The organism is Chryseobacterium sp., from assembly GCF_008014695.1.
Lineage (GTDB): Bacteria > Bacteroidota > Bacteroidia > Flavobacteriales > Weeksellaceae > Kaistella.
On record NZ_VOXE01000003.1, the window covers coordinates 222330 to 242526 of the forward strand.

Genomic DNA, 20197 nt, shown 5'->3' on the forward strand with positions numbered 1-20197 from the left:
TTGTTTATTTTCGAAACGCATACAAGCGAGTACTTAAGATTAATCATTCAGCTTCAGAACCGCCATAAATGCCGATTGCGGAACCTCAACCCTACCGATTTGCTTCATTTTTTTCTTTCCTTCTTTCTGTTTTTCAAGAAGCTTACGTTTTCTCGAAATATCCCCTCCGTAACATTTTGCGGTAACATCTTTTCTCAAAGCCTTGATGGTTTCCCTTGCGATTACTTTCGCACCCAAAGCGGCCTGAACGGCAATGTCAAACTGCTGTCTCGGGATCAGTTCGCGCAGTTTTTCGCACATTCTTTTTCCGATATAATATGCGTTGCTGTCGTGAATAAGGGATGAAAGTGCATCTACCATATCGCCATTGATCAGAATATCCATCTTCACCAGTTTTGAGGCGCGGAAACCGATCGGGTGATAATCGAAAGATGCGTAACCTTTGGAAATAGATTTTAAACGGTCGTAAAAATCGAAAACCACTTCTGCCAGAGGCATATTGAAAACCATCTCTACACGGTCTGAGGTTAAATAATTCTGGGTAACAATTTCGCCTCTTTTTTCGATACATAAAGTCATTACAGCGCCTACAAAATCTGATTTTGTAATGATGGATGCTTTAATAAAAGGTTCCTCTACCCGATCCATCGTCATGGGATCAGTCATTTCTGAAGGATTGTTAATCAAGATCATCTTTTCCGGATCTTTTTTGGTGTAACCGTGGTAAGAAACGTTGGGAACGGTCGTGATGACATCCATATTAAATTCCCGGTCGAGTCTCTCCTGAACGATTTCCATGTGAAGCATTCCAAGGAATCCGCAACGGAATCCAAAACCCAATGCTGCTGAACTTTCCGGCTCAAAAACCAGAGAAGCATCATTCAGCCTGAGTTTTTCAAGCGAAAATCTCAGTTCTTCAAAATCTTCGGCTTCAATCGGATAAATTCCGGCGAAAACCATCGGTTTTACTTCTTCGAAACCTTCAATCGCTTTTTCTGCGCCATTTTCGTAAGTGGTGATCGTGTCTCCAACCTTTACTTCCCGCGCATCTTTAATCCCGGAAATAATATAGCCTACGTCTCCGGTTTTAATTTCAGTTTTTGGAGCCTGTTTCAGTTTTAAAGTCCCTACTTCATCAGCTTCATACATTTTACCGGTAGCCATGAATTTAATGCGCTGCCCTTTTTTGATGCTTCCGTTTACCACTTTAAAGTAAGCCTCAATTCCGCGGAACGGATTGTAAACCGAATCGAAAACCAGAGCCTGTAAAGGCCCATTTTCATCTCCGACGGGAGCAGGAATCCTGTTTACGATATGCTCTAAGAGTTCGTGTACCCCTTCGCCCGTTTTTCCGGAAACTCGCAGAACATCTTCGTATTCGCAGCCGATCAGATTCATGATTTCATCAGTCACTTCTTCCGGATTTGCAGACGGTAAATCGATTTTATTCAGAATCGGGATGATCGTTAAGTCATTTTCAAGAGCCAGATAAAGATTGCTGATGGTCTGTGCCTGAATGCTTTGTGCTGCGTCTACAATAAGAAGCGCACCTTCGCAGGCAGCGATGGAACGTGAAACTTCGTAGGAGAAATCTACGTGCCCCGGTGTGTCGATCAGATTCAGAATATATTTTTCACCATTCAGCTCATAATCCATCTGTATGGCGTGTGACTTTATGGTAATTCCGCGTTCTTTTTCAATATCCATATCATCCAGGGTCTGCGACTGCAGTTCCCTTTGGGTCACGGTATGGGTATATTCTAGAAGGCGGTCTGCCAGTGTGGATTTTCCGTGATCGATATGTGCAATGATGCAGAAATTTCTTATGTTTTTCATTAAATTACAAGATAGGTTGCAAATTTAGTGTTTTCATTTGATTTTATGAATGATTACATGCAGAACGCCCTCCGCAAAATTTGCAAAGGGCGTTCAAACATTAAAAAATAAACTATTATGGGCGTTTTGTACTCCGGAAGCCCCCCGGTGCAGACCTGCTTCTGAAAGATGAACTTTCATTTGGGGTCCGTATATTGTTTTGTCTTTCATTTACCCGTTCCCGCATTTTACCTTCGGTCTGGAAAAGTTCCAGAACCTGTTGCGGCTTGATTAGCCTTTGAAACTTCTGGGAATATTTCTTCCGGTTGTCTAAAAGCTGCTGGCCAATTTCAAAACTGCGTTCGAGTTCTGCTTTTGCTTCCTCTTCACTTAGTTTGTCGTAAGTTTCCTTCGGCGTGAACTTGTTTTTGATCTGTTTCTGGCTTTCCTGATATTCAGTATACAAATCTCTGAATTCCTCTTCATTCTCTTTTGTCACTTCCAGTTCAGAAATCATCATTTTTTCCCTGAATTCTTTCAAAAGTTCCTTCCTTTCTTCCGGGGTCATTTTTTTAATCAGTTCCTTTCTTTCATTCTCACTCATTCTCTTCCAGTTATCGGAGGTAAGTTTCTGTGAAAACATGAGTGAACCCATGGAGAGAAACAGTAAAAAAACGGTTTTCATTATCTTCATTTTTAAGTCTTTAGGTTATTCAAATTTAATTATATAAATCCAAATACACATCCTGATCTGAATTCTTGCTTATTTCTGAAAGTTCAACTTCAGTAAAAACTGCTAAAAGCTGGTCGATCTGTTCGGCTTCTGTAACCGTTTCTGATTTTGTTTTATTTTTTTGTGTCCCTACAGGTTGTTTAACTGCAACCGCATTATTCTCTGCAAACCCCTCTTCTTCTTTCTGATTCAATTTCTCGACAGAGGTTAAATCATTTTTTACCGTTTCATACGCGATCATTTCCTCACTCTTGGTTTGTTCACCCGCTAATGGTGTTGTTTTTTGTACTTCAGTGTCTGCAATAGTTGTACTCGCCGGGTCCTGTTTATCCGTAAAGAAGAAAGCGGTGAGTCCTGCAATCAAAATAACTGCGGCCGCGGCCGCCCATTTAAAGTCCAGTTTAAAAACTTTTGTTCTGTTTTCCTTAAAAACGGTTTGCGACAATACCTTGTTCTGAACTTCAGGAAAAAAACTTTCCGGAGTTTTAAAGGCGTTGATGCGTTCCATTTTTTCTATATCAAAATTTTTCATTTTAAAAAATTTGTTCTTCGTAATTCTCTTTAATATAATCTTCAATCTTCTGTTTGGCGTAGTGGTAGTTGGTCTTGAGTGTTCCTACCGACATGTCCAGAATTTTACTCATCTCTTCGTAAGGCAGGTCATCATAGTACCGCATATTGAACACCAGTTTCTGTTTATCGGGCAGCGTATGGATGGCCTTCTGAAGAAGAACCTGAATCTCCCCTGCATCACTCTGCACATTGTCTGCGACTAAATTCTGCATGTGATATTCAGCATCTTCATCTGTTTTCTGCATCTTTTTCATTTTGTTAAGCTGCTGGAGCGCTTCGTTGGTAGCGATCCGGTATAGCCAGGTGTACAACTGACTGTCCTGCTTGAACTGATGAAAGTTTGTGTAGGCTTTAATGAACGTATCCTGTAAAATATCCTGAGACAGCGCATGATCTACAATAAATCTTCGGATATGCCAATAAAGCCGGCTTTGATAAGCATCCATCATCAGGCGAACTCCCTTTTCACGGGATCTTTCGCTGGACATCAACTCAATAATTTCGGCTTCCTTAATCTTCATGGAGATGCATTCGTGGTTTTGATGGCAAATTTAATTAAAAGTTAAATAGACATTCCAATTTTCAGTCCAAACCAAAATATTATCTTTGTTCATATATATTTACATGAAAATTGTAATTCTCGGTTCAGGCAATATTGCTTTTCATCTTGCCAAAGCTTTTTACGATAAAAAAATTGAAATTTCCCAGATTTTTGGCAGGAATGAAGAGGCGTTGAAAGAAATTTCCGAAAAATTTTCCGTCCCCTTTTCTTCCGAAAACCTAGCTGATGCCGATTTCTATCTGATTGCCGTGAATGATGATGCCGTTCAGGAAGTTTCCAAAAAAATTAAAAAAGAAAACTGTCTCGTAGCACACACTTCAGGGTCGCTGCCAAAAGATATTCTGGAAGGAAATTACCGGAAAGCCAGTTTTTATCCTTTGCAGACATTTTCAAAGTCTAAAGAACTGAATTATCACGAAATCCCATTTTTCATTGAAGGCGAAAATGAGAAAGATGTGGAATTGATGAGAAAGATTGCTTTAAAAATCTCACCGAACGTGGCTACTTCCGATTACGAAAAGAGAAAATATGTTCATCTGACCGCTGTTTTCGCCTGCAACTTTGTAAATCATCTGTTTGCGAGAGCTAAAGAAATTTCCGACTCCCAAAACATTCCGTTTTCCTGGTTTTTTCCTTTAATTGAGGAAACGACTTCGAAAATCTTAAAAATAGAGCCCAAACAGGCTCAAACGGGACCCGCCGTCAGAAACGACGAACGGGTTTTAAAACTTCATGAATCTTTACTGACAGAGGAAGAGCATCTCAAAATCTACAGAACCATGAATGAATCTATAAAAAAAATGTATGAGTTATAAATCGAAACTTGCAAACATAAAAGCCTTTGTATTTGATGTTGATGGTGTTTTTACCGATGGAAGCGTTTATCTGATGCCCGATAACAGCATGTGCCGCGTGATGAATGTTCTGGACGGTTACGCAGTGGTAAAAGCAGTAAAAAATAATTATAAAATCGCGGTAATAACAGGCGGCGATGATCCTGCCGTGCGACATCGCATCAATTATTTGGGAATTACAGACTATTATGCGAAAGTTTCTGATAAATTTCAAAAATTCGAAGAGTTTAAATCGAAATACAATTTGCAGAACGAAGAAATTCTGACCATGGGCGACGATATGCCCGATATGAAAATCATGCGGATTTCCGGAATTTCCTCCTGCCCAATTAATGCCGTTCCCGAAGTGAAGGAAATTTCCGAATACATTTCCCCTGTCCATGGCGGAAAAGGCGCAGTGCGCGATGTAATAGAACAGGTTATGAAAATTCAGGGCAACTGGATTGAAGATAATACCCAATCCGTGTAAATTTTAAAAAATGAAGATCCTTCTTGCCTCACAGTCTCCCCGGAGAAAAGAACTCCTGCTGGGTTTAGGTTATGATTTTGAAACCGTTCCTGTTGTCTGTGATGAAATTTATCCGGAAACGCTGGATGTGAAAGAAATTGCACAATATCTTTCAGAACTAAAGGCCAATGCTTTTCGGCAACTGGAAAAAGATGAAATATTAATTACTGCCGATACGATTGTAGCTGTTGGAAATGAAGTCCTGGGGAAACCTCGGGATGCAGACCATGCAAAGGAAATGATCAGGAAACTCTCCGGGCAAACCCACGAAGTCTACACCGGAATTACCCTCAGAACTTCTGAAAAAACAGTTTCCAGGACCGATGTCGCGCTTGTAGAAATTGAAGAAGTGGGTGATGAAGAAATCGACTTTTATATTGAACGGTGCAGACCTTTCGACAAAGCAGGAAGTTATGGTGTGCAGGAATGGTTCGGAATGGCGAAAATCAAAAAAATTGAGGGCAGTTTCTACACGGTTATGGGCCTTCCAACCCACCTCATCTACCAGCTGCTGCGCGATTGGCAATAATTGAGCGATAAAATGGTTCCAAATAATTTTTTCATTATTTTTACAGATAAATAATCGGTCTTTATTATACTAAAATGATATTTAGACAGTTATATTTGAATAATGAAAAAAAACATCTTTTACTTCCTCATACTTATTGCCATCGTTTCCTGTGCTACAAAGAAACCTGAGAAACGTTCTGCTTTCCTGAAAGGCTTTTCAACCAATTATAACACGCTTTTTAATGCGAAGGACGCTCTCAATTTCGAGTTTGAAAGCAGAGACAAAGCATATAAGGATAATTTTTACGCGCCGTATATTCCGTTGCTTACTTATGAGGAGCAGCCGGTCGGAAGTGAACTGGGGCAAAGTCAGTTCCTGACAGACAAAACCACCGTAAATGCGCCTTCAATTCCCGGACAACCCTCAACCACTTCCGCCTCCGTATTGGAAATTGCTGAGGCAAAAGCTTTAAAAGCGATTGACAAATATTCAGTGATCAGAGACGGTGAAGAAAAAAACAAGGCCATTTTTGATGCTTATATCGTATTGGCTCAGTCAAGAATTTATCAAAATAAGCCTCTTCCTGCACTTGATGCGCTCAATTATCTTTTCACCAGCATGAAAGATGACAAACGGATTCCACTCGCTAAAATTTATCAGGGTCTGGCATACGCGAAGATGAAGGATTATCACAAAGCGGAAGATGTTTTTACCCAACTAAGAAGTCAGAAACTGGATAAAGATTATGAAAAACTCCTGAGCATTTACTTTTCCGAATCTCTTTTGAATTCAGGAAAAAAAGACATGGCGATTCAGGAACTCGAAAATGCATTTTCCGTAAACGGAAACCGCAAAATAAAAAGCCGTATCGCTTTTCTGAGAGGGCAGATTCTGGCCAGCCAAGGCAAAAATGAACAGGCCCGCGAAAGTTTTCTTTCGGCCTACCAGCTTGCGAATGATTTTGAATTTGAAGTAAAATCCCAGATTGAGATTGCAAAAACCTACAATGGTAAAGGCGATTACAACGGCGCTAAGGAATATCTTGAAAAAATAAGCAAAAAAGGAACTTATGGTTCCAGAAAGAATGAATTTTACTACGCGCTGGGATTAATGGCCGCGAAAGCCGGAAAAAAAGAGGAAGCTTCTGCTTTTTTCAGGAAATCACTGAACGAAAAAGTTTCCGATCCACAGATCAGGGGTTTGAATTATTATGAAATCGGGAAAAGCTATCTGGAGGATAACGAATACATCTCAGCCGGAGCTTTTTACGATTCAGCATTGGCTTCGATGACCTACGAACCTTCTAAAATTCTCCTGAAGGAACAGTCGGAATACATTAAGAAAATCGCAAAAAACTATTACCTCATCAAAAAGAATGACAGTATTTTGGCTTTGACCCGAATGAATGAAAACCAGCGGAACGATTACTTTGCTGCATACATCACCAAAATAAAAGCAAAGGAAGAGCAGGAAGAACTGGCCCGGAAACGCGATGAAAGAGCCAAAGATTTTGCCGGTGGCGATTACAGTGCGAATTCAATTTTTGCCAACAACAGTAACGGTTTTCAGGATTTTTCCTCTTCTAAGGGTTTCTATTTCGCCAACCAGAACAATATTGCCAAAGGAACAGCTACCTTTAAACAGGTCTGGGGAAACCGAGCCTTATCGGATAACTGGAGATATTCAGCAAGAATGTCTTCCATTGATGATTTGAAAAATGACGCGCTGGGCATTACTTCAGTCCAGAACCCCCGAAGGTTTGAACCTTCTTTTTACACCGAAAAAATACCGACTGATCAGAATGTTTTGATGAGCCTAAAAAAAGACCGCGATACCGCCTCCTTAGGCCTCGGAATCATGTATGAGAATTTCTTCTCCAACACTCCGCTTGCCACCAAAACACTTTATGATCTGGTAGATCAGAGACCGGAAGAAAAAGTGATGCTGCAGACGCTTTACGAGATTTTCGCTATGAATTATGAAAAAAATCCTGCCGCAGGCGAAAGAGCAAAACAGATTCTTTTGGCTGAGTACCCATATACTTCTTACGCAGAATTTGCAAGAAATCCTCGCAACAGTTCTTTTGTAAAATCGAATATAGAAGCCGAAAATTCTTACAAAACCGCTTTTGCACTGTATGAAAATGAACGATTTGAAGAAAGCAGAAGCACCATCGAAAAAGCGTTGGCCGCTTATCCCAAAGATGCGCTGGTTCCGAAACTATCACTGCTGAACGCCTTTAATGCTGGCAAGACCAGTGGTAAAGAGATTATGATCCTACAGCTTGAACAGATTGCCCTGAATTATGCAAAAACGCCTGAAGGCGAAAAGGCCAAAGAAATGCTGCTTTACCTAAAAAGTGACTTGGGAGTACAGATGACTGACAGTCAGGGAAAAATCATTGCAAATCCAACCCCAAAAACGCCCGAAAAGGAGAATGCCCCAGTTATGCAGGAAGAACTGAAAGAAATGCAGAGAAAACTCGAACAGGAGGCCACTCAGCAAAAAATAAAACAGGAAAAGGTGCAAAATTTAAAGGTCACGCCTCAGGAAATTCAGATTAAAAAATAGAAAAAAAGCGGAGATTATTCTCCGCTTTTCTTTTTCTTCACTCCCTGAAATTCTTTCAGGTAAAATGGCTCGAAATACGCCACATCCTCAAAATCATTTTGCAGGAATTTCTCAACTGATTTTTTGATCAGAAATTTAGCAGAAGGAAAAACACTTCCGTTGAATTCCGCATTTGGAAGTTCGATAATTTCTTTTGTTTTAGGCGCGCCGTCTCCAATAAAAAGCACTTTTTTATCTTTAAAATTCTCAAAAGAATGCTCATCAAGAATTTTTGCTTCGGTTGGCATGAGCATTTCACCTGAATTTCCGTCAAAAACGGCGGTATAGACCTCCATCCTTCTCGCATCGATCAATGGAATGATCAATTCATACTTCTGCCCTAAAAAAGGTGCGATCATGGTTTCCATGGAATTTACAGCAATAAGCGGAATCTTTAACCCATAACAGAACCCTTTCGCAGAAGAAGCGCCGATCCGTAATCCTGTGTAGGAGCCCGGGCCCATTCCCAAGGAAACAGCATCAAGATCCTTCAGGGTGATTTCTGCCCCTTCCAGAGCCCATTGTACAAAAGTGTGGAGGCTTTCGGACTGTTTATAGTTTTCGGAGATTTCTTCACATAAACACAGCAATTCTTCACCATCAGAAATGGCGACCGAACAGTTTTTAGAAGAAGTTTCGAGGTGGAGAATTTTCATTTTTAAGAAAGCATATTTATTATTTGAGGAATCCGTTTTTTCTGATTTCCCTGTATATTTCGGCAATATTTTCCGGAACATTTCCGAGGGTAAGCCAGTTTACATCTAAACCATGGTGTTTGGCGGTTGCCATCAGGTGTTGACTATTTCCGATAAGGGTTCCAAGTTCCTTTAATTCATCTGAAAATTCGGAAAAAAAATCTTCGTGGAGCTTATTAATAATGAGCAATACTTTAAAAACCCTTGCAATTACTGCTATACTGAACTTTTCCTGTCTGCGCTGTCCTGATAGATTTCCTTTATTCAGTTTTAAAATCTGGTTCAGCATCCACAGATTGAGCCAGGCTTCCCCAAATTTATCTTTGGTGATGAATACATGTTCGCTGATGATGCCGCTCATAGAACGGATTTCCACATTTAAATAATCGGCCGATCTGAAATTTTTGGTCGCTCTTTTTATTCCCTCCTCCAGCTTTTGCTTCACTTCATCCCTTCTCTGATCTGCGGTTTGCTCACTTACCAGCTCAAAAAGCAGGCGTTCCGTTAAAAGCCGGTCCTTCTTTAAAAGCCTTAAAATAAGTTTGTCTTTTTCTGATGAAGGGAGATGGCTTATCGCTTCTTTCAGTTCTTTTGGAAAGGTCATTTATTTATATTTCTTGAAACCAAAATTGGTTTTCCTATTCTATTTTTTATAAACCGTTCTCGGTTCACTTTGCGCACTTGGATAAATCGTAAGGTCCGAAATGGCCACATGCTTTGGTGCATTGATGCAGTAGTAAATCGTGTCAGCAATATCTTCCGGTTCCAGCGCTTTATAGCCTTCATAAACCATTTTTGCCCTTTCCTCATCACCTTTGAAACGGACACTGGAGAAATCAGTTTCCACGAGTCCGGGTTGGATGTTGGTCACTTTAATCCCGAATTCCGTGAGCTCAAGCCGCATTCCATCAGAAATAACGTCAACAGCTCTTTTTGAAGCGCAGTACACCACTCCGTTCGCGTAAGTCTGACGGGCTGCAACAGAAGATATATTCACGATATGTCCGGAATTTTTCTCCTTCATCCCCGGAATAATGAGTTTGGAAACGTAAAGGATCCCTTTCACGTTTCCGTCGATCATTGCGTCCCAGTCTTCAATTCTTCCGTCTGCAAGGGAATCAAGACCATGCGCATTTCCGGCATTGTTGATAAGGACATCAATATTTTTCCAGTTTTCCGGCAACGTTTTAAAGGCGTTTTCGGTCTCTTCAAAATACCGCTGGTCAAAATTCAGACTAAAGATTTCGGTGAAAGCGGAAAGTTCTGCTTTTGTGTGCTCCAGAGCTTCAGTTCTCCTTCCGCAGATGATGAGCCTGAAACCGTTCTTGGCCAATAGTGTGGCAGTGGCTTTGCCTATTCCCGACGTGGCGCCGGTGATGAATGCTGTTCTCATTTAATTTTTTATTGTCGTTGATTAATTGGCATCAAAACTCTGAAAAGCCTCTTCAATATGATTAATCTGAAGAATGCCTTTTTCATCTGGAAGCACGGTAATGATGTCAAAACGAACTTCCTGATTGATATTTCTTTCTTTCATGAAGAAATCTGCGCACATCACAATTGATTTTATTTTCTTTTTTGTAACCGCTTCTTGGGGCTCTATGACGGTATTATAACTTCTGGCCTTTACTTCCACCACAACAATTTGGTCTTCAAATTCAGCCACAATATCAATTTCGGCTTTTTGGTAACGGAAATTTCTGGCTAAAATTTTATAATTTCTTTTAATTAAAAAATCAGCTGCCAAATCTTCTGCAAGATGCCCAAAATCGTTGTGTTCAGCCATTCTGTGTAAATTTAAAAGCCCACCAGATCAGAAGGATCTGCAATGGCAGACGTAAAACGGTAAGCCAAAGTCCTTGGTAATAAAATGCATAATTCCTGTGGTAATCAAAAACGCAGAAAAAATGTACCTTGAAAACTCCATAACATCCGTCAGAATTCTATTTTGCAGATGTCACCTGATTTCATTTTGATGTTGGCACCAATAATTAATGGCCTGTTGTCAAAAATATGCCCGTTTGGAAAACCGAAAACCGCCGGAAAATCATATCTCGCTATGCGTTCGGAGATTATTTTACAGGCAAATTCATCAAAACTTTCGTTATAGTTTTTATTCTCTTTTTCATCCTCCATGAGCGTCATTCCGCCTACAATCAATCCTTTAATTTTTCGGAAAACACCAGCCAGTTCCAGTGACATCAGCATACGGTCGAGCGCATAGAATTTCTCACCGATGTCTTCAATAAAAAGGATTTTATCCTTAAAATCGAATGAGTAGGGAGTTCCCAAAAGCGCATAAATCAGCGCCAGATTTCCGCCAACAATTATTCCTTCTGCTTTTCCAGGCTTATTGTATTGATTTTTTTCAACGGAATAATGCGGCATTTTTCCATTCAGAATGTCAAAGGTTTGCTCATAGCTTTTTGAACTCACCCCGAAACCCGATGTTTTCACAGTCTGTGCATGAATGGAAGCGAAGCCTTTTTTCAGCAGATAACTCTGAATTACGGTATTATCGGAATATCCGATAAACCACTTCGGATTTTTGCTGAATTCTGTCAACTTTATGCCTTCTAAGAGATGCTGGCATCCATAACCCCCTCTAGAGGCCCAAACCGCTGAAATTTCGTTATCATTGAGCGCCCAGTTTAGAGCGTCGGTTCTCTCCGCTTCCGTTCCGGCGTATAAATAGCCGTTTGAAAATTTAGTATAGACATTTTTCCCTAAAACCGGTTCGAAACCGTTTGCCTGAATAAGTTTCAATCCTTTTTCCAGCTGGGATTCCTCCACAGCTCCTGCGGGTGAAATAACTGCGATTCGGTCTCCTTTTTTTAAAGATTTTGGAAAGATCATAGCCTTCATTCGCTTTGTTTTTGCTGAGTCTGTTCAGCCTGTTCAAGCTTTTTATCGAACTGATTGAATTTTTTGAAACTCTGTAAAAAGATAAAGATGCTGAAACCCACGAGGATAAATCCTACTCCTTTCCGGATCTGATTGGCCAGTTTTTCCGTCAGTCTGTAGTGAAACTGCTTTGCCAGCGATATTTTAAAGAAATCAATAACGAGATAGGTTCCAATCACTGCCGTCATGTATAAAAGGAATTCATCCAGTTTTGGATAGGCATTCCGGACCGAAATTACGGTTACAAGCCAGAAAAGCACCACTCCGATATTCAAAATATTAAAGAAAAAACCATTGAGAAAGGTCTTGAGATAATTTTGCTCTATCAGTTTTTCTTCGCCCGGCAAATGCATTTTTGTTTTGGAAACAATCATGTATACCGCATAAATGAGGATTATAAAAGAGGTAATCCTATAAAATCCCGGATGCTTATCGATAATTTCGACCAGATCCCCGCTGGCAAAAAATGCAGCAGCAATGCACAGGATATCGGCAAATATTACCCCTAAATCCAAGGCGAGGGCGTGTTTTGGTCCACGGGAAAAACTGGTCTCAATCAGCAGGAAAAAAATAGGTCCTATGAAAACCAGACTTAGCATAATTCCCAGACCCATTGCGGAAAACAGAAGTTCTATCATGTAGTTAGCTTCAGTACAAATTACTTTTTTTACTCGGAAATAATTTTGAAATCCAGCTGTTTCTGAATTAAATTGGCTTTCGTCACCTGAATGTTCACTTTATCGCCCAACTGGTATTTATTGCCGGTTCTTGCGCCCTGAACCAAATGGTTTTTGGCATCATAGCTGTAAGAATCATCCATCAGATCACGCAATTTGATCAAACCTTCTGCCCCATTTTCGGGAATCTGAACCCAGAAACCGAAATCGGCAACGCCCGAAATAACGCCGGTAAAGGTCTCCCCCAAATGTTTCTGCATGAATTTTACCTGCATGAATTTAATGGAATCGCGCTCCGCATCGGCGGCAAGCCTTTCCATCGCACTGCAGTGTTTCGATTTCTCTTCGTATTCCGGTTTGTATGGTGAACGTCCTCCATCAAGATAATGCTGCAAAAGACGGTGCGCAATAAGGTCGGGATATCTTCGGATTGGCGAGGTAAAATGCGAATAATATTCAAATCCCAATCCGTAATGCCCGATCGGTTCTGTTGAATAAACGGCTTTACTCATGGAACGCATGGCTAAAGTTTCAATCATACCTTCTTCGCCTTTTCCTTTAACATCAAGAAGAAGTTTGTTTAAAGATTCTGCGACTTTTTTGGTGTTTGCCAAATCCATCTGGTAACCGAAAGTGGATACAAAATCCCGTAACGCCTCTAATTTTGCAGGATCCGGATCATCATGGATTCTGTAGATGAAAGTATTTCCTGTTGGATCACCACTGCGCTTCAGGGAAACGAATTCCGAAACTTTCCGGTTGGCCAGCAGCATAAATTCTTCAATCAAATGATTGGAGTCTTTACTGATTTTGAAATATACACCGATCGGTTCGTTGTTTTCGTCAAGATTAAAGCGTACTTCGCTGCGGTCAAAAGTGATCGCCCCGTTTTTTATTCTTGTTTTTCTTAAAATTTTTGCGAGACGGTCCAGAACCAGAATCTCTTCTGCAAGATCTCCTTCTTTGGTTTCAATTCTTTCCTGGGCTTCCTCGTAGCTGAATCTTCGGTCTGAGTGAATCACGGTTCTCCCAAACCACTCTTTTACGACATCTGCATTTTCATCCAGCTCAAAAACTGCAGAAAAGGTATATTTATCTTCATTCGGGCGGAGTGAACACACATCGTTACTCAGAACTTCAGGTAGCATCGGTACTACCCTGTCGACAAGATACACGGAAGTTGCGCGTTCATAAGCTTCATCATCCAGCAAAGTTCCCGGGGTCACATAATGGGAAACATCCGCGATATGAACGCCGATTTCCCAGTTTCCGTTTTCAAGCTTCTGAATGGAAAGGGCATCATCAAAATCCTTTGCATCTTTCGGGTCAATCGTGAACGTGCAGATTTTACGCATGTCGCGACGCTTTGCCACTTCACTTTCATGGATCTGGCGGTCGATGGCTTCTGCCTCTCTGTCAACTTCTTCAGGAAAAGTATAAGGCAAGCCGTATTCGGCAAGAATGGAATGAATCTCGGTTTCATGTTCGCCAGGAGCTCCCAGAACTTTAATGATTTCCCCTTCAGGGTTTTTTTCGCCCGGTCTCCACTGGATCATTTTAACCACTACTTTATCACCGTCTTCAGCGCCGCCTATCCTTCCTTTTGGTACAAATATATCGGTGTTGATGGTTTTTTTATCACACACCACGAAACCGAAATCTTTATGCTGGATCAGCTGAAAAGTTCCGACGAACTGATCTCTTTTTCTCTCAATAACTTCGAGAACAGAGCCTTCCATTTTTTTTCCTTTATAATGGTAGGTTACGATGAGCACTTTATCGCCCTGGAGCGCATCTTTCACATTTTTGGAATGGATAAAGACGTCATCGTCCATCCCTTCTACGCGCACGTAGGCATTTCCGGCCTGGTTAAAATCGATTACGCCGGTCAGTGTTCCTGCAATTTTCAGATTGAGGATGAACTTTCCTTTTTCCACTTCAATAATCCGGTCATCTGCCAAAAGTTTGTGGAGGGTCTGGATCACCAGTTCCCGCTGGCGAGGGTTTTTATAGTCGATTCCGTCTGAAATCTGTTTGTAGTTGTAGATTTTAGTAGAGTTCCCATTCATGAAACTTAAAATCAAACGTCCGATTTCCTGGAGTTTTGTATTGTTTTTGGGCGATATAAATTTGCTTTTTTTAGCCATAATTTTTTTGTTGTTTGAAAAAGTTAACAGAAGGAGATCTTCTCGACTCTGTTTTGGTGCCTTCCGCCTTCAAATTCCGTAGAAAGGAAAGCATCGACCATGTTTAAAGCCAGCTCTTCTGTAACAAATCTAGCGGGAACTGCCAACATATTGGCATTGTTATGCTTTCTGGCCAGTTCTGCCAATTCCACCTCCCAACAAAGGGCACAGCGGATTCCCTGATGCTTGTTGGCCGTGATCTGAACACCGTTTCCGCTTCCACAGATCAGGATACCGAATTCATTTTCACCGTTTTCAACCGAAGTGGCCGCTGGGTGAACAAAATCGGGATAATCCACAGAATCCCTGGAAAATGTTCCGAAATCTTTTATTTCAAATTTTCCTTCAAGATGCTTTTTTATCAGTTCTTTATAATCGAAACCGGCATGATCACACGCAATTGCTAACTTTTTCATTGCTTTTAATATAGAATTTTCAATTCTTACAAATTTAATACTATTAAAATAAATAGGGTAGGATTGCTGAGGAAATGTTGTAAATCATTCACCACAAGTGTAATTTGGTATACAATTGGCTGAAAGATCAGAATTTGAAAAACTTGTGAAGATGACCTCTAAAACCTGTTGATAAGTTTACAAAAGAATTGCTTTTTTAATTCATATTTAATTCATATTGGAAATTGTTTTTGGATTTTCTTAGATTTATTTTCAGAAAGTTTCGGAACGAATAAGGACAGATTTTCCATAGTTAAGTTCCCAATACTGCGATCTTCAGGACTTACTGACAAATGTTGGTAAAGGAATTATACAGCTGAATTACAAACATTTGCAATGTTAATTAAATATGAACTCACCAGCTACTCGCTGTGGCTAAATAAAGAAGAATTATTTCTCAACAAAACCACACACTACAACAACAGTATTCATATTCTTTTATATAAAAAAAAGATAATGTAGATAAGATGAGGCTTTGTGGATTGTGGATTTTAAAGTGAAATTAAATTTCAAACAAAGTGAATTAATCTTAAATTTGTGCAACTAAAAAGACGACGAATAATGAAAACAATCGAAGATTTTAATTTTAAGGACAAAAAGGCTTTAGTGCGTGTAGATTTTAATGTACCGCAAAGTGCAGACCTGAAGGTAACGGATAATTCCCGGATTCAGGCTGTAAAACCTACCATTGAAAAAATCTTGAAAGACGGCGGTTCTGTGATTCTGATGACCCACCTCGGGAGACCGCAAGGGAAACATTTAGATGAATTTTCATTAAAAAATATAGTTCCTGAAATTGAGCAGGTTTTAGGAGCACCAGTAAAATTTTGTCCTGATTGTATGGGTGAAGATGCCACGAAAATGACTGGAAATCTGAAACCCGGAGAAATCCTTCTTCTGGAAAACCTTAGATTTTACGAAGAAGAAGAGAAGGGAGACAGCCAATTTGCAGAAAAACTTGCAAAATATGCAGATGCTTATGTAAATGACGCATTCGGAACTGCCCACCGTGAACATGCATCTACAGCAGTAATTGCCAAATATTTTCCATCAACTAAATTTTTCGGTTTACTGATGGCCAAGGAGCTTGAAGCCATCAATAAAGTTTTGGGAAGCGGAGAAAAACCAGTTACTGCGATTTTAGGAGGTTCTAAAGTTTCCACCAAAATTACCATTATTGAAAATATTTTACCGGCCGTTGACAACCTGATCATAGGCGGTGGGATGGCTTTTACGTTTATTAAAGCGCTTGGAGGAAAGATTGGTAAATCGCTTCTGGAAGAAGATAAAATGGGTCTTGCTCTTGAAATTATTGAAAAAGCGAAAGCCCAGAATGTTAAATTATATCTGCCGGTTGATGCCATTATCGCTGATGAATTCAGTAATGATGCAGAAAGAAAAGAAGAGGAGATATACGATATTCCAGACGGATGGATGGGTATGGATGTAGGGAAGAAAACTCAGGAGCTTTTTAATGATGTAATTATGAATTCCAGAACAATCCTGTGGAACGGACCGGTAGGTGTTTTTGAAATGCCTAATTTCTCTGCCGGAACGATTGCATTGGGAGACAGTATTGCGGAAGCTACCAAATTAGGTGCATTTTCGCTTGTTGGGGGAGGAGACAGCGTGGCATTTGTGAAACATTTTGGTTATGAAAACAAAGTAAGCTATGTTTCAACAGGAGGTGGTGCGATGCTAGAAAGTCTGGAAGGAAAAGAACTGCCTGGAATTGCAGCCATCAACAGCTAGAAAAATCTTAAAATTTAGAATTAAAAATAAAAGTTGCCCAAATTGGGGCAACTTTTTTATTTGTTGTTTGGAGGAAAAATTTTCTTGAAAAATAAAAATGACTCAGTAAACTGAGCGTAATTTTCCTGAATATGATGAAAATTGACTCTCAGAAACGGTTCGAAAATCGAAAAACTATTTTTTTTCGATAACATATATCAAACTGGAAAATTGACCGTTTTTTGATGCTTTAAAATTAGAAATGGCTCCGTAAATGAATCCTTTTAACCAAAATAATGGTGATTTTCTGTATTTTTCACTCAGCATCGAAATATAAAAAGAGTCGAGCAGGAGGGGTTTGATTTTTTTAATTTTCCAGTTTTGATTGTTCATCAGATTTTCCATTCCTGTTCTGGAAAAGTGGAAGACATGCCTCGGAACATCATATGCTGCCCAGTACTCCCGGTATCTTTTTGCATCATCAGATGTGTGATTGGGAACCGCAATAATAAGCAAACCATTGGATTTCAGTTTATTATAAAATAAACTTAAGATATCCTGCTGATTTTCAATATGTTCGAAAACATGCCAGAGCGTTATCGCATCTAAACTTCCATCCTGTACTGTTTCAAGACTGCTTAATAATTGGGTTTTTATTAATTTTTTGGAAGCGAACACACGTGCTGACTCATTGGGTTCATATCCGTAAGTTTGGAAATCCTGTTCTACGAACTTCAGAAATTCTCCTGCCCCGCATCCATAATCCAAAACCTTTGCGCCTATAGGCAGTTCTTTTGCAAGAATATTCCTCTTGTAATTGAGGTTAAAGCTTTGAAGAAATTTATACAGTTTTTCTTTGAAACTCCCTGAATCCTGATGATGGGAAATATAGTCTTTGCTTTCGTAATAAGCTGCCATATTTTCAGGCAGGGGAGAGGTTTTCAATACGTCATTGGTTTCCGTTTCTCTTATCTCAAATATTTCTCCGGTTAGGAAATGATCCTTAATTTTCATAATGATTAATTTTCGTATGTTTCACGTGAAACATTAACGCCCTAAATAGATTAAAAGAACATTGATATCTGCTGGTGAAACACCGCTGATTCGGCCGGCCTGAGCAATGGTTTTGGGTTTAACTTTATTCAGCTTCTGTTTGGCTTCGGAGGATAGGGAATTGATGACCATATAATCAAACTCTTCCGGAATCTTTATGGTTTCCAGGCGGTTGAGTTTGGCCACATTTTCTTTCTCTTTTTCAATGTATCCCTTATACTTGATATTGATTTCTGCCTGCTCTTTTACTTCTTCTTCAAAAGTTGCAGAGATATCTTTAATAAAATCAATATTTTCCAGCACCTGAAGGGTCATATTGGGTCTTGTAAGGATTTGTGCTGCACGGAAAGCCTGATCAACAGGAGAAGAATCAATAGTTTCAAGGATTGGATTGATAATACCAGGTTTTAAAGAAGTATCCCGTAAGAAAGCCTCCAGTTCATTGCTCTTTTTGATTTTTTCCTGCACATTGATCAGACGTTTTTCGTCTGCTAAGCCTAATTGATAGGCTTTTTCTGTCAAACGGATATCTGCATTGTCCTGCCTTAAAAGGAGTCTGTATTCAGCCCTTGAAGTAAACATACGGTACGGTTCTTCGGTTCCTTTTGTGATCAGATCATCAATCAGAACGCCGATATATGCTTCGTCTCGGTTCAGGATAAATTCTTCTTTTCCATGAACTTTATTGTGGGCGTTTATTCCGGCCATTAATCCCTGACCAGCAGCTTCCTCGTAGCCTGTTGTACCGTTGATCTGTCCGGCGAAATAAAGATTCTCAATCAGTTTTGTTTCAAGTGTATGGTTGAGTTGAGTAGGAGGGAAGTAATCATATTCAATCGCATATCCCGGGCGGAAGACCTTTACGTTTTCGAAACCTGGGATGTATTTCATCGCTTTTAGCTGAATATCCTCGGGTAAAGAGGAACTGAATCCGTTTACGTAGATTTCTACAGTTCTCCAACCTTCCGGTTCTACAAATAACTGGTGACGGGTCCTTTCCGCGAAACGGTTGATTTTATCTTCAATACTCGGGCAGTATCTCGGTCCAATACTCTGAATGGTACCATTGAACATCGGACTTCTGTCAAATCCTTCGCGAAGAATATCATGTACCTGCTCATTGGTGTAAACGATATGGCAGCTTAGCTGTTTTGTAAGTTTCGGGGTATCGGTGTAAGAGAATTTTTGAGGATTTTCGTCCCCTTTCTGTTCTTCCATTTTGGAATAATCAAGAGACCTTCCGTCTACACGTGGTGGAGTACCGGTTTTCATCCGGCCTGCTTCGAAACCCAATGACACAAGCTGTTCGGTAATCCCAAAAGCTCGGGGTTCACCCATTCTACCGCCTCCAATCTGTTTGTCCCCAACGTGGATCAGCCCATTTAGAAATGTACCGTTAGTTAGTACAACCGATTTCGCTTTGATTTGAATGCCCAAAGAAGTGGTAACACCGCACGCCTGATTGTTTTCGATGATTAGACTTTTTACCATGTCTTGAAAAAAATCAAGATTTGGAGTGTTTTCAAGAGCAATTCTCCATTCTTCAGAAAACATCATCCTGTCATTCTGTGTACGTGGGGACCACATTGCGGGTCCTTTAGAAAGATTCAGCATTTTAAACTGAATCGCAGATTTATCTGCAATAATACCGGAATAACCGCCCATTGCATCAATTTCACGCACAATCTGTCCTTTTGCAATACCACCCATTGCAGGATTACAGGACATTTGTCCTATCGTCTGCATATTCATTGTTATCAGGAGTGTTTTTGATCCTAAATTGGCCGCAGCAGCTGCAGCTTCGCATCCTGCATGGCCTGCACCAACAACAATGACATCATATACTTCGTTTATCATCTCTTGAAATTAAATATGTTTCACGTGAAACATTAATGTAAGTGTAAAACATGGACCGAATCCTAAAGCCTCACACTTAAATAAAAATCTTCTTTTTTGCGCATTTCTGCTACCTCCAATTCTGATTTATCTTTATATCCGCACAAATGCAAAAGCCCGTGAGCAAGTACTCTGTGAAGTTCTGAATCAAAATTTTTCTGATGGAGATCTGCATTTTCAGAAATGCGGGGCAAAGATACAAAAATATCACCTGAAATTATTTTACCCTTTACATAGTCGAATGTAATGATGTCTGTGTAATAGTCGTGCTGAAGATAATCACGGTTTACCTGCAGGAGATATTCGTCATCGCAGAAGATGTAGGTGATTTCACCGACTTTGCGATTTTCAGAAATGATCAGATTTTCCAGCCAATTAACGGTGGCGGAAGGGATCTTGACTTCGTTTATATTTTCAAAGAAAAAATGTATCAT

Annotated in this window: 20 protein-coding genes; 5 read left to right on the forward strand and 15 right to left on the reverse strand. The window is 40.0% G+C overall.

Annotation, left to right across the window (positions count from 1 at the left end; genetic code table 11):
- Nucleotides 1-39 precede the first annotated feature (39 nt).
- From lepA to FUA25_RS08885, 4 genes are all read right to left on the reverse strand, one after another.
- On the reverse strand, nt 40-1836 hold the full coding sequence (gene lepA / locus FUA25_RS08870) for a translation elongation factor 4 (protein ID WP_147756556.1): 1797 nt from the start codon (nt 1834-1836) through the stop codon (nt 40-42).
- 115 nt (nt 1837-1951) lie between these two features.
- Nucleotides 1952-2500, reverse strand: coding sequence for a hypothetical protein (locus FUA25_RS08875; RefSeq protein WP_147756557.1), 549 nt, complete (start codon nt 2498-2500; stop codon nt 1952-1954).
- Between the two features lie 34 nt (nt 2501-2534).
- A complete protein-coding gene (locus tag FUA25_RS08880) occupies nt 2535-3080 on the reverse strand; it encodes a hypothetical protein (RefSeq protein ID WP_147756558.1) in 546 nt (181 codons plus the stop codon).
- A gap of 1 nt (nt 3081) precedes the next feature.
- A complete protein-coding gene (locus FUA25_RS08885; protein WP_147756559.1) occupies nt 3082-3642 on the reverse strand; it encodes an RNA polymerase sigma factor in 561 nt (186 codons plus the stop codon).
- 103 nt (nt 3643-3745) lie between these two features.
- On the opposite strand from FUA25_RS08885, the gene FUA25_RS08890 reads away from it, so the two are divergent.
- The 4 genes from FUA25_RS08890 (at nt 3746) to FUA25_RS08905 (ending at nt 8127) form a co-directional block, all read left to right on the forward strand.
- A complete protein-coding gene (locus tag FUA25_RS08890; protein WP_147756560.1) occupies nt 3746-4498 on the forward strand; it encodes a Rossmann-like and DUF2520 domain-containing protein in 753 nt (250 codons plus the stop codon).
- The gene (locus tag FUA25_RS08895; RefSeq protein WP_147756561.1) at nt 4488-5006 is read left to right on the forward strand and encodes a KdsC family phosphatase; all 519 of its coding nucleotides are present in this window, start codon (nt 4488-4490) and stop codon (nt 5004-5006) included. The genes FUA25_RS08890 and FUA25_RS08895 overlap by 11 nt, the downstream gene beginning before the upstream one ends.
- Nucleotides 5007-5016: 10 nt before the next feature.
- Nucleotides 5017-5574, forward strand: a complete 558-nt coding sequence (locus tag FUA25_RS08900) for a Maf family nucleotide pyrophosphatase (protein WP_147756562.1) — start codon at nt 5017-5019, stop codon at nt 5572-5574.
- Nucleotides 5575-5676: 102 nt separating this feature from the next.
- On the forward strand, nt 5677-8127 hold the full coding sequence (locus FUA25_RS08905; RefSeq protein ID WP_147756563.1) for a tetratricopeptide repeat protein: 2451 nt from the start codon (nt 5677-5679) through the stop codon (nt 8125-8127).
- Between the two features lie 14 nt (nt 8128-8141).
- On the opposite strand, the gene tsaB is transcribed toward FUA25_RS08905, so the two are convergent.
- The 8 genes from tsaB to rpiB form a co-directional block, all read right to left on the reverse strand.
- The gene (gene tsaB, locus FUA25_RS08910; protein WP_147756564.1) at nt 8142-8822 is read right to left on the reverse strand and encodes a tRNA (adenosine(37)-N6)-threonylcarbamoyltransferase complex dimerization subunit type 1 TsaB; all 681 of its coding nucleotides are present in this window, start codon (nt 8820-8822) and stop codon (nt 8142-8144) included.
- 19 nt (nt 8823-8841) lie between these two features.
- Nucleotides 8842-9465, reverse strand: coding sequence for a hypothetical protein (locus tag FUA25_RS08915; protein WP_147756565.1), 624 nt, complete (start codon nt 9463-9465; stop codon nt 8842-8844).
- Between the two features lie 39 nt (nt 9466-9504).
- Nucleotides 9505-10254: an SDR family NAD(P)-dependent oxidoreductase gene (locus FUA25_RS08920; protein WP_147756566.1), complete on the reverse strand. Its 750-nt coding sequence runs from the start codon at nt 10252-10254 to the stop codon at nt 9505-9507.
- 21 nt (nt 10255-10275) lie between these two features.
- A complete protein-coding gene (locus FUA25_RS08925) occupies nt 10276-10647 on the reverse strand; it encodes a YraN family protein (RefSeq protein ID WP_147756567.1) in 372 nt (123 codons plus the stop codon).
- Between the two features lie 149 nt (nt 10648-10796).
- A complete protein-coding gene (locus FUA25_RS08930; protein ID WP_147756568.1) occupies nt 10797-11726 on the reverse strand; it encodes an LD-carboxypeptidase in 930 nt (309 codons plus the stop codon).
- Nucleotides 11723-12403 (reverse strand): LysE family translocator, encoded by a 681-nt coding sequence (locus FUA25_RS08935; protein ID WP_147756569.1) that lies wholly within the window; start codon nt 12401-12403, stop codon nt 11723-11725. The genes FUA25_RS08930 and FUA25_RS08935 overlap by 4 nt, the downstream gene beginning before the upstream one ends.
- A 29-nt stretch (nt 12404-12432) precedes the next feature.
- Nucleotides 12433-14589: a ribonuclease R gene (gene rnr, locus FUA25_RS08940; RefSeq protein ID WP_147756570.1), complete on the reverse strand. Its 2157-nt coding sequence runs from the start codon at nt 14587-14589 to the stop codon at nt 12433-12435.
- 23 nt (nt 14590-14612) lie between these two features.
- Complete coding sequence (gene rpiB / locus FUA25_RS08945) at nt 14613-15044, reverse strand: ribose 5-phosphate isomerase B (protein WP_147756571.1); 432 nt, start codon at nt 15042-15044, stop codon at nt 14613-14615.
- Between the two features lie 600 nt (nt 15045-15644).
- Here rpiB and FUA25_RS08950 point away from each other — a divergent pair.
- Complete coding sequence (locus FUA25_RS08950; protein WP_147756572.1) at nt 15645-16835, forward strand: phosphoglycerate kinase; 1191 nt, start codon at nt 15645-15647, stop codon at nt 16833-16835.
- A gap of 174 nt (nt 16836-17009) precedes the next feature.
- On the opposite strand, the gene FUA25_RS08955 is transcribed toward FUA25_RS08950, so the two are convergent.
- The 3 genes from FUA25_RS08955 to ybeY form a co-directional block, all read right to left on the reverse strand.
- A complete protein-coding gene (locus FUA25_RS08955; RefSeq protein ID WP_147756573.1) occupies nt 17010-17828 on the reverse strand; it encodes a class I SAM-dependent methyltransferase in 819 nt (272 codons plus the stop codon).
- A 33-nt stretch (nt 17829-17861) separates the two neighbouring features.
- A complete protein-coding gene (gene mnmG / locus FUA25_RS08960) occupies nt 17862-19724 on the reverse strand; it encodes a tRNA uridine-5-carboxymethylaminomethyl(34) synthesis enzyme MnmG (RefSeq protein WP_147756574.1) in 1863 nt (620 codons plus the stop codon).
- Between the two features lie 62 nt (nt 19725-19786).
- Nucleotides 19787-20197, reverse strand: a complete 411-nt coding sequence (ybeY, locus tag FUA25_RS08965) for an rRNA maturation RNase YbeY (protein WP_147756575.1) — start codon at nt 20195-20197, stop codon at nt 19787-19789.

Excerpts from the sequence above, each read along its gene's own strand:
- FUA25_RS08895 (WP_147756561.1), top strand. The coding sequence starts at position 4,488 with ATGAGTTATAAATCGAAACTTGCAAACATAAAAGCCTTTGTATTTGAT.
- FUA25_RS08880 (WP_147756558.1), bottom strand. The coding sequence starts at position 3,080 with ATGAAAAATTTTGATATAGAAAAAATGGAACGCATCAACGCCTTTAAA.
- FUA25_RS08915 (WP_147756565.1), bottom strand. The coding sequence starts at position 9,465 with ATGACCTTTCCAAAAGAACTGAAAGAAGCGATAAGCCATCTCCCTTCA.
- rnr (WP_147756570.1), bottom strand. The coding sequence starts at position 14,589 with ATGGCTAAAAAAAGCAAATTTATATCGCCCAAAAACAATACAAAACTC.
- lepA (WP_147756556.1), bottom strand. The coding sequence starts at position 1,836 with ATGAAAAACATAAGAAATTTCTGCATCATTGCACATATCGATCACGGA.
- FUA25_RS08900 (WP_147756562.1), top strand. The coding sequence starts at position 5,017 with ATGAAGATCCTTCTTGCCTCACAGTCTCCCCGGAGAAAAGAACTCCTG.
- FUA25_RS08885 (WP_147756559.1), bottom strand. The coding sequence starts at position 3,642 with ATGAAGATTAAGGAAGCCGAAATTATTGAGTTGATGTCCAGCGAAAGA.
- FUA25_RS08935 (WP_147756569.1), bottom strand. The coding sequence starts at position 12,403 with ATGATAGAACTTCTGTTTTCCGCAATGGGTCTGGGAATTATGCTAAGT.
- FUA25_RS08920 (WP_147756566.1), bottom strand. The coding sequence starts at position 10,254 with ATGAGAACAGCATTCATCACCGGCGCCACGTCGGGAATAGGCAAAGCC.
- FUA25_RS08925 (WP_147756567.1), bottom strand. The coding sequence starts at position 10,647 with ATGGCTGAACACAACGATTTTGGGCATCTTGCAGAAGATTTGGCAGCT.
- FUA25_RS08890 (WP_147756560.1), top strand. The coding sequence starts at position 3,746 with ATGAAAATTGTAATTCTCGGTTCAGGCAATATTGCTTTTCATCTTGCC.
- FUA25_RS08905 (WP_147756563.1), top strand. The coding sequence starts at position 5,677 with ATGAAAAAAAACATCTTTTACTTCCTCATACTTATTGCCATCGTTTCC.
- mnmG (WP_147756574.1), bottom strand. The coding sequence starts at position 19,724 with ATGATAAACGAAGTATATGATGTCATTGTTGTTGGTGCAGGCCATGCA.
- FUA25_RS08955 (WP_147756573.1), bottom strand. The coding sequence starts at position 17,828 with ATGAAAATTAAGGATCATTTCCTAACCGGAGAAATATTTGAGATAAGA.
- tsaB (WP_147756564.1), bottom strand. The coding sequence starts at position 8,822 with ATGAAAATTCTCCACCTCGAAACTTCTTCTAAAAACTGTTCGGTCGCC.
- FUA25_RS08875 (WP_147756557.1), bottom strand. The coding sequence starts at position 2,500 with ATGAAAACCGTTTTTTTACTGTTTCTCTCCATGGGTTCACTCATGTTT.
- ybeY (WP_147756575.1), bottom strand. The coding sequence starts at position 20,197 with ATGATACATTTTTTCTTTGAAAATATAAACGAAGTCAAGATCCCTTCC.
- FUA25_RS08930 (WP_147756568.1), bottom strand. The coding sequence starts at position 11,726 with ATGAAGGCTATGATCTTTCCAAAATCTTTAAAAAAAGGAGACCGAATC.
- FUA25_RS08950 (WP_147756572.1), top strand. The coding sequence starts at position 15,645 with ATGAAAACAATCGAAGATTTTAATTTTAAGGACAAAAAGGCTTTAGTG.
- rpiB (WP_147756571.1), bottom strand. The coding sequence starts at position 15,044 with ATGAAAAAGTTAGCAATTGCGTGTGATCATGCCGGTTTCGATTATAAA.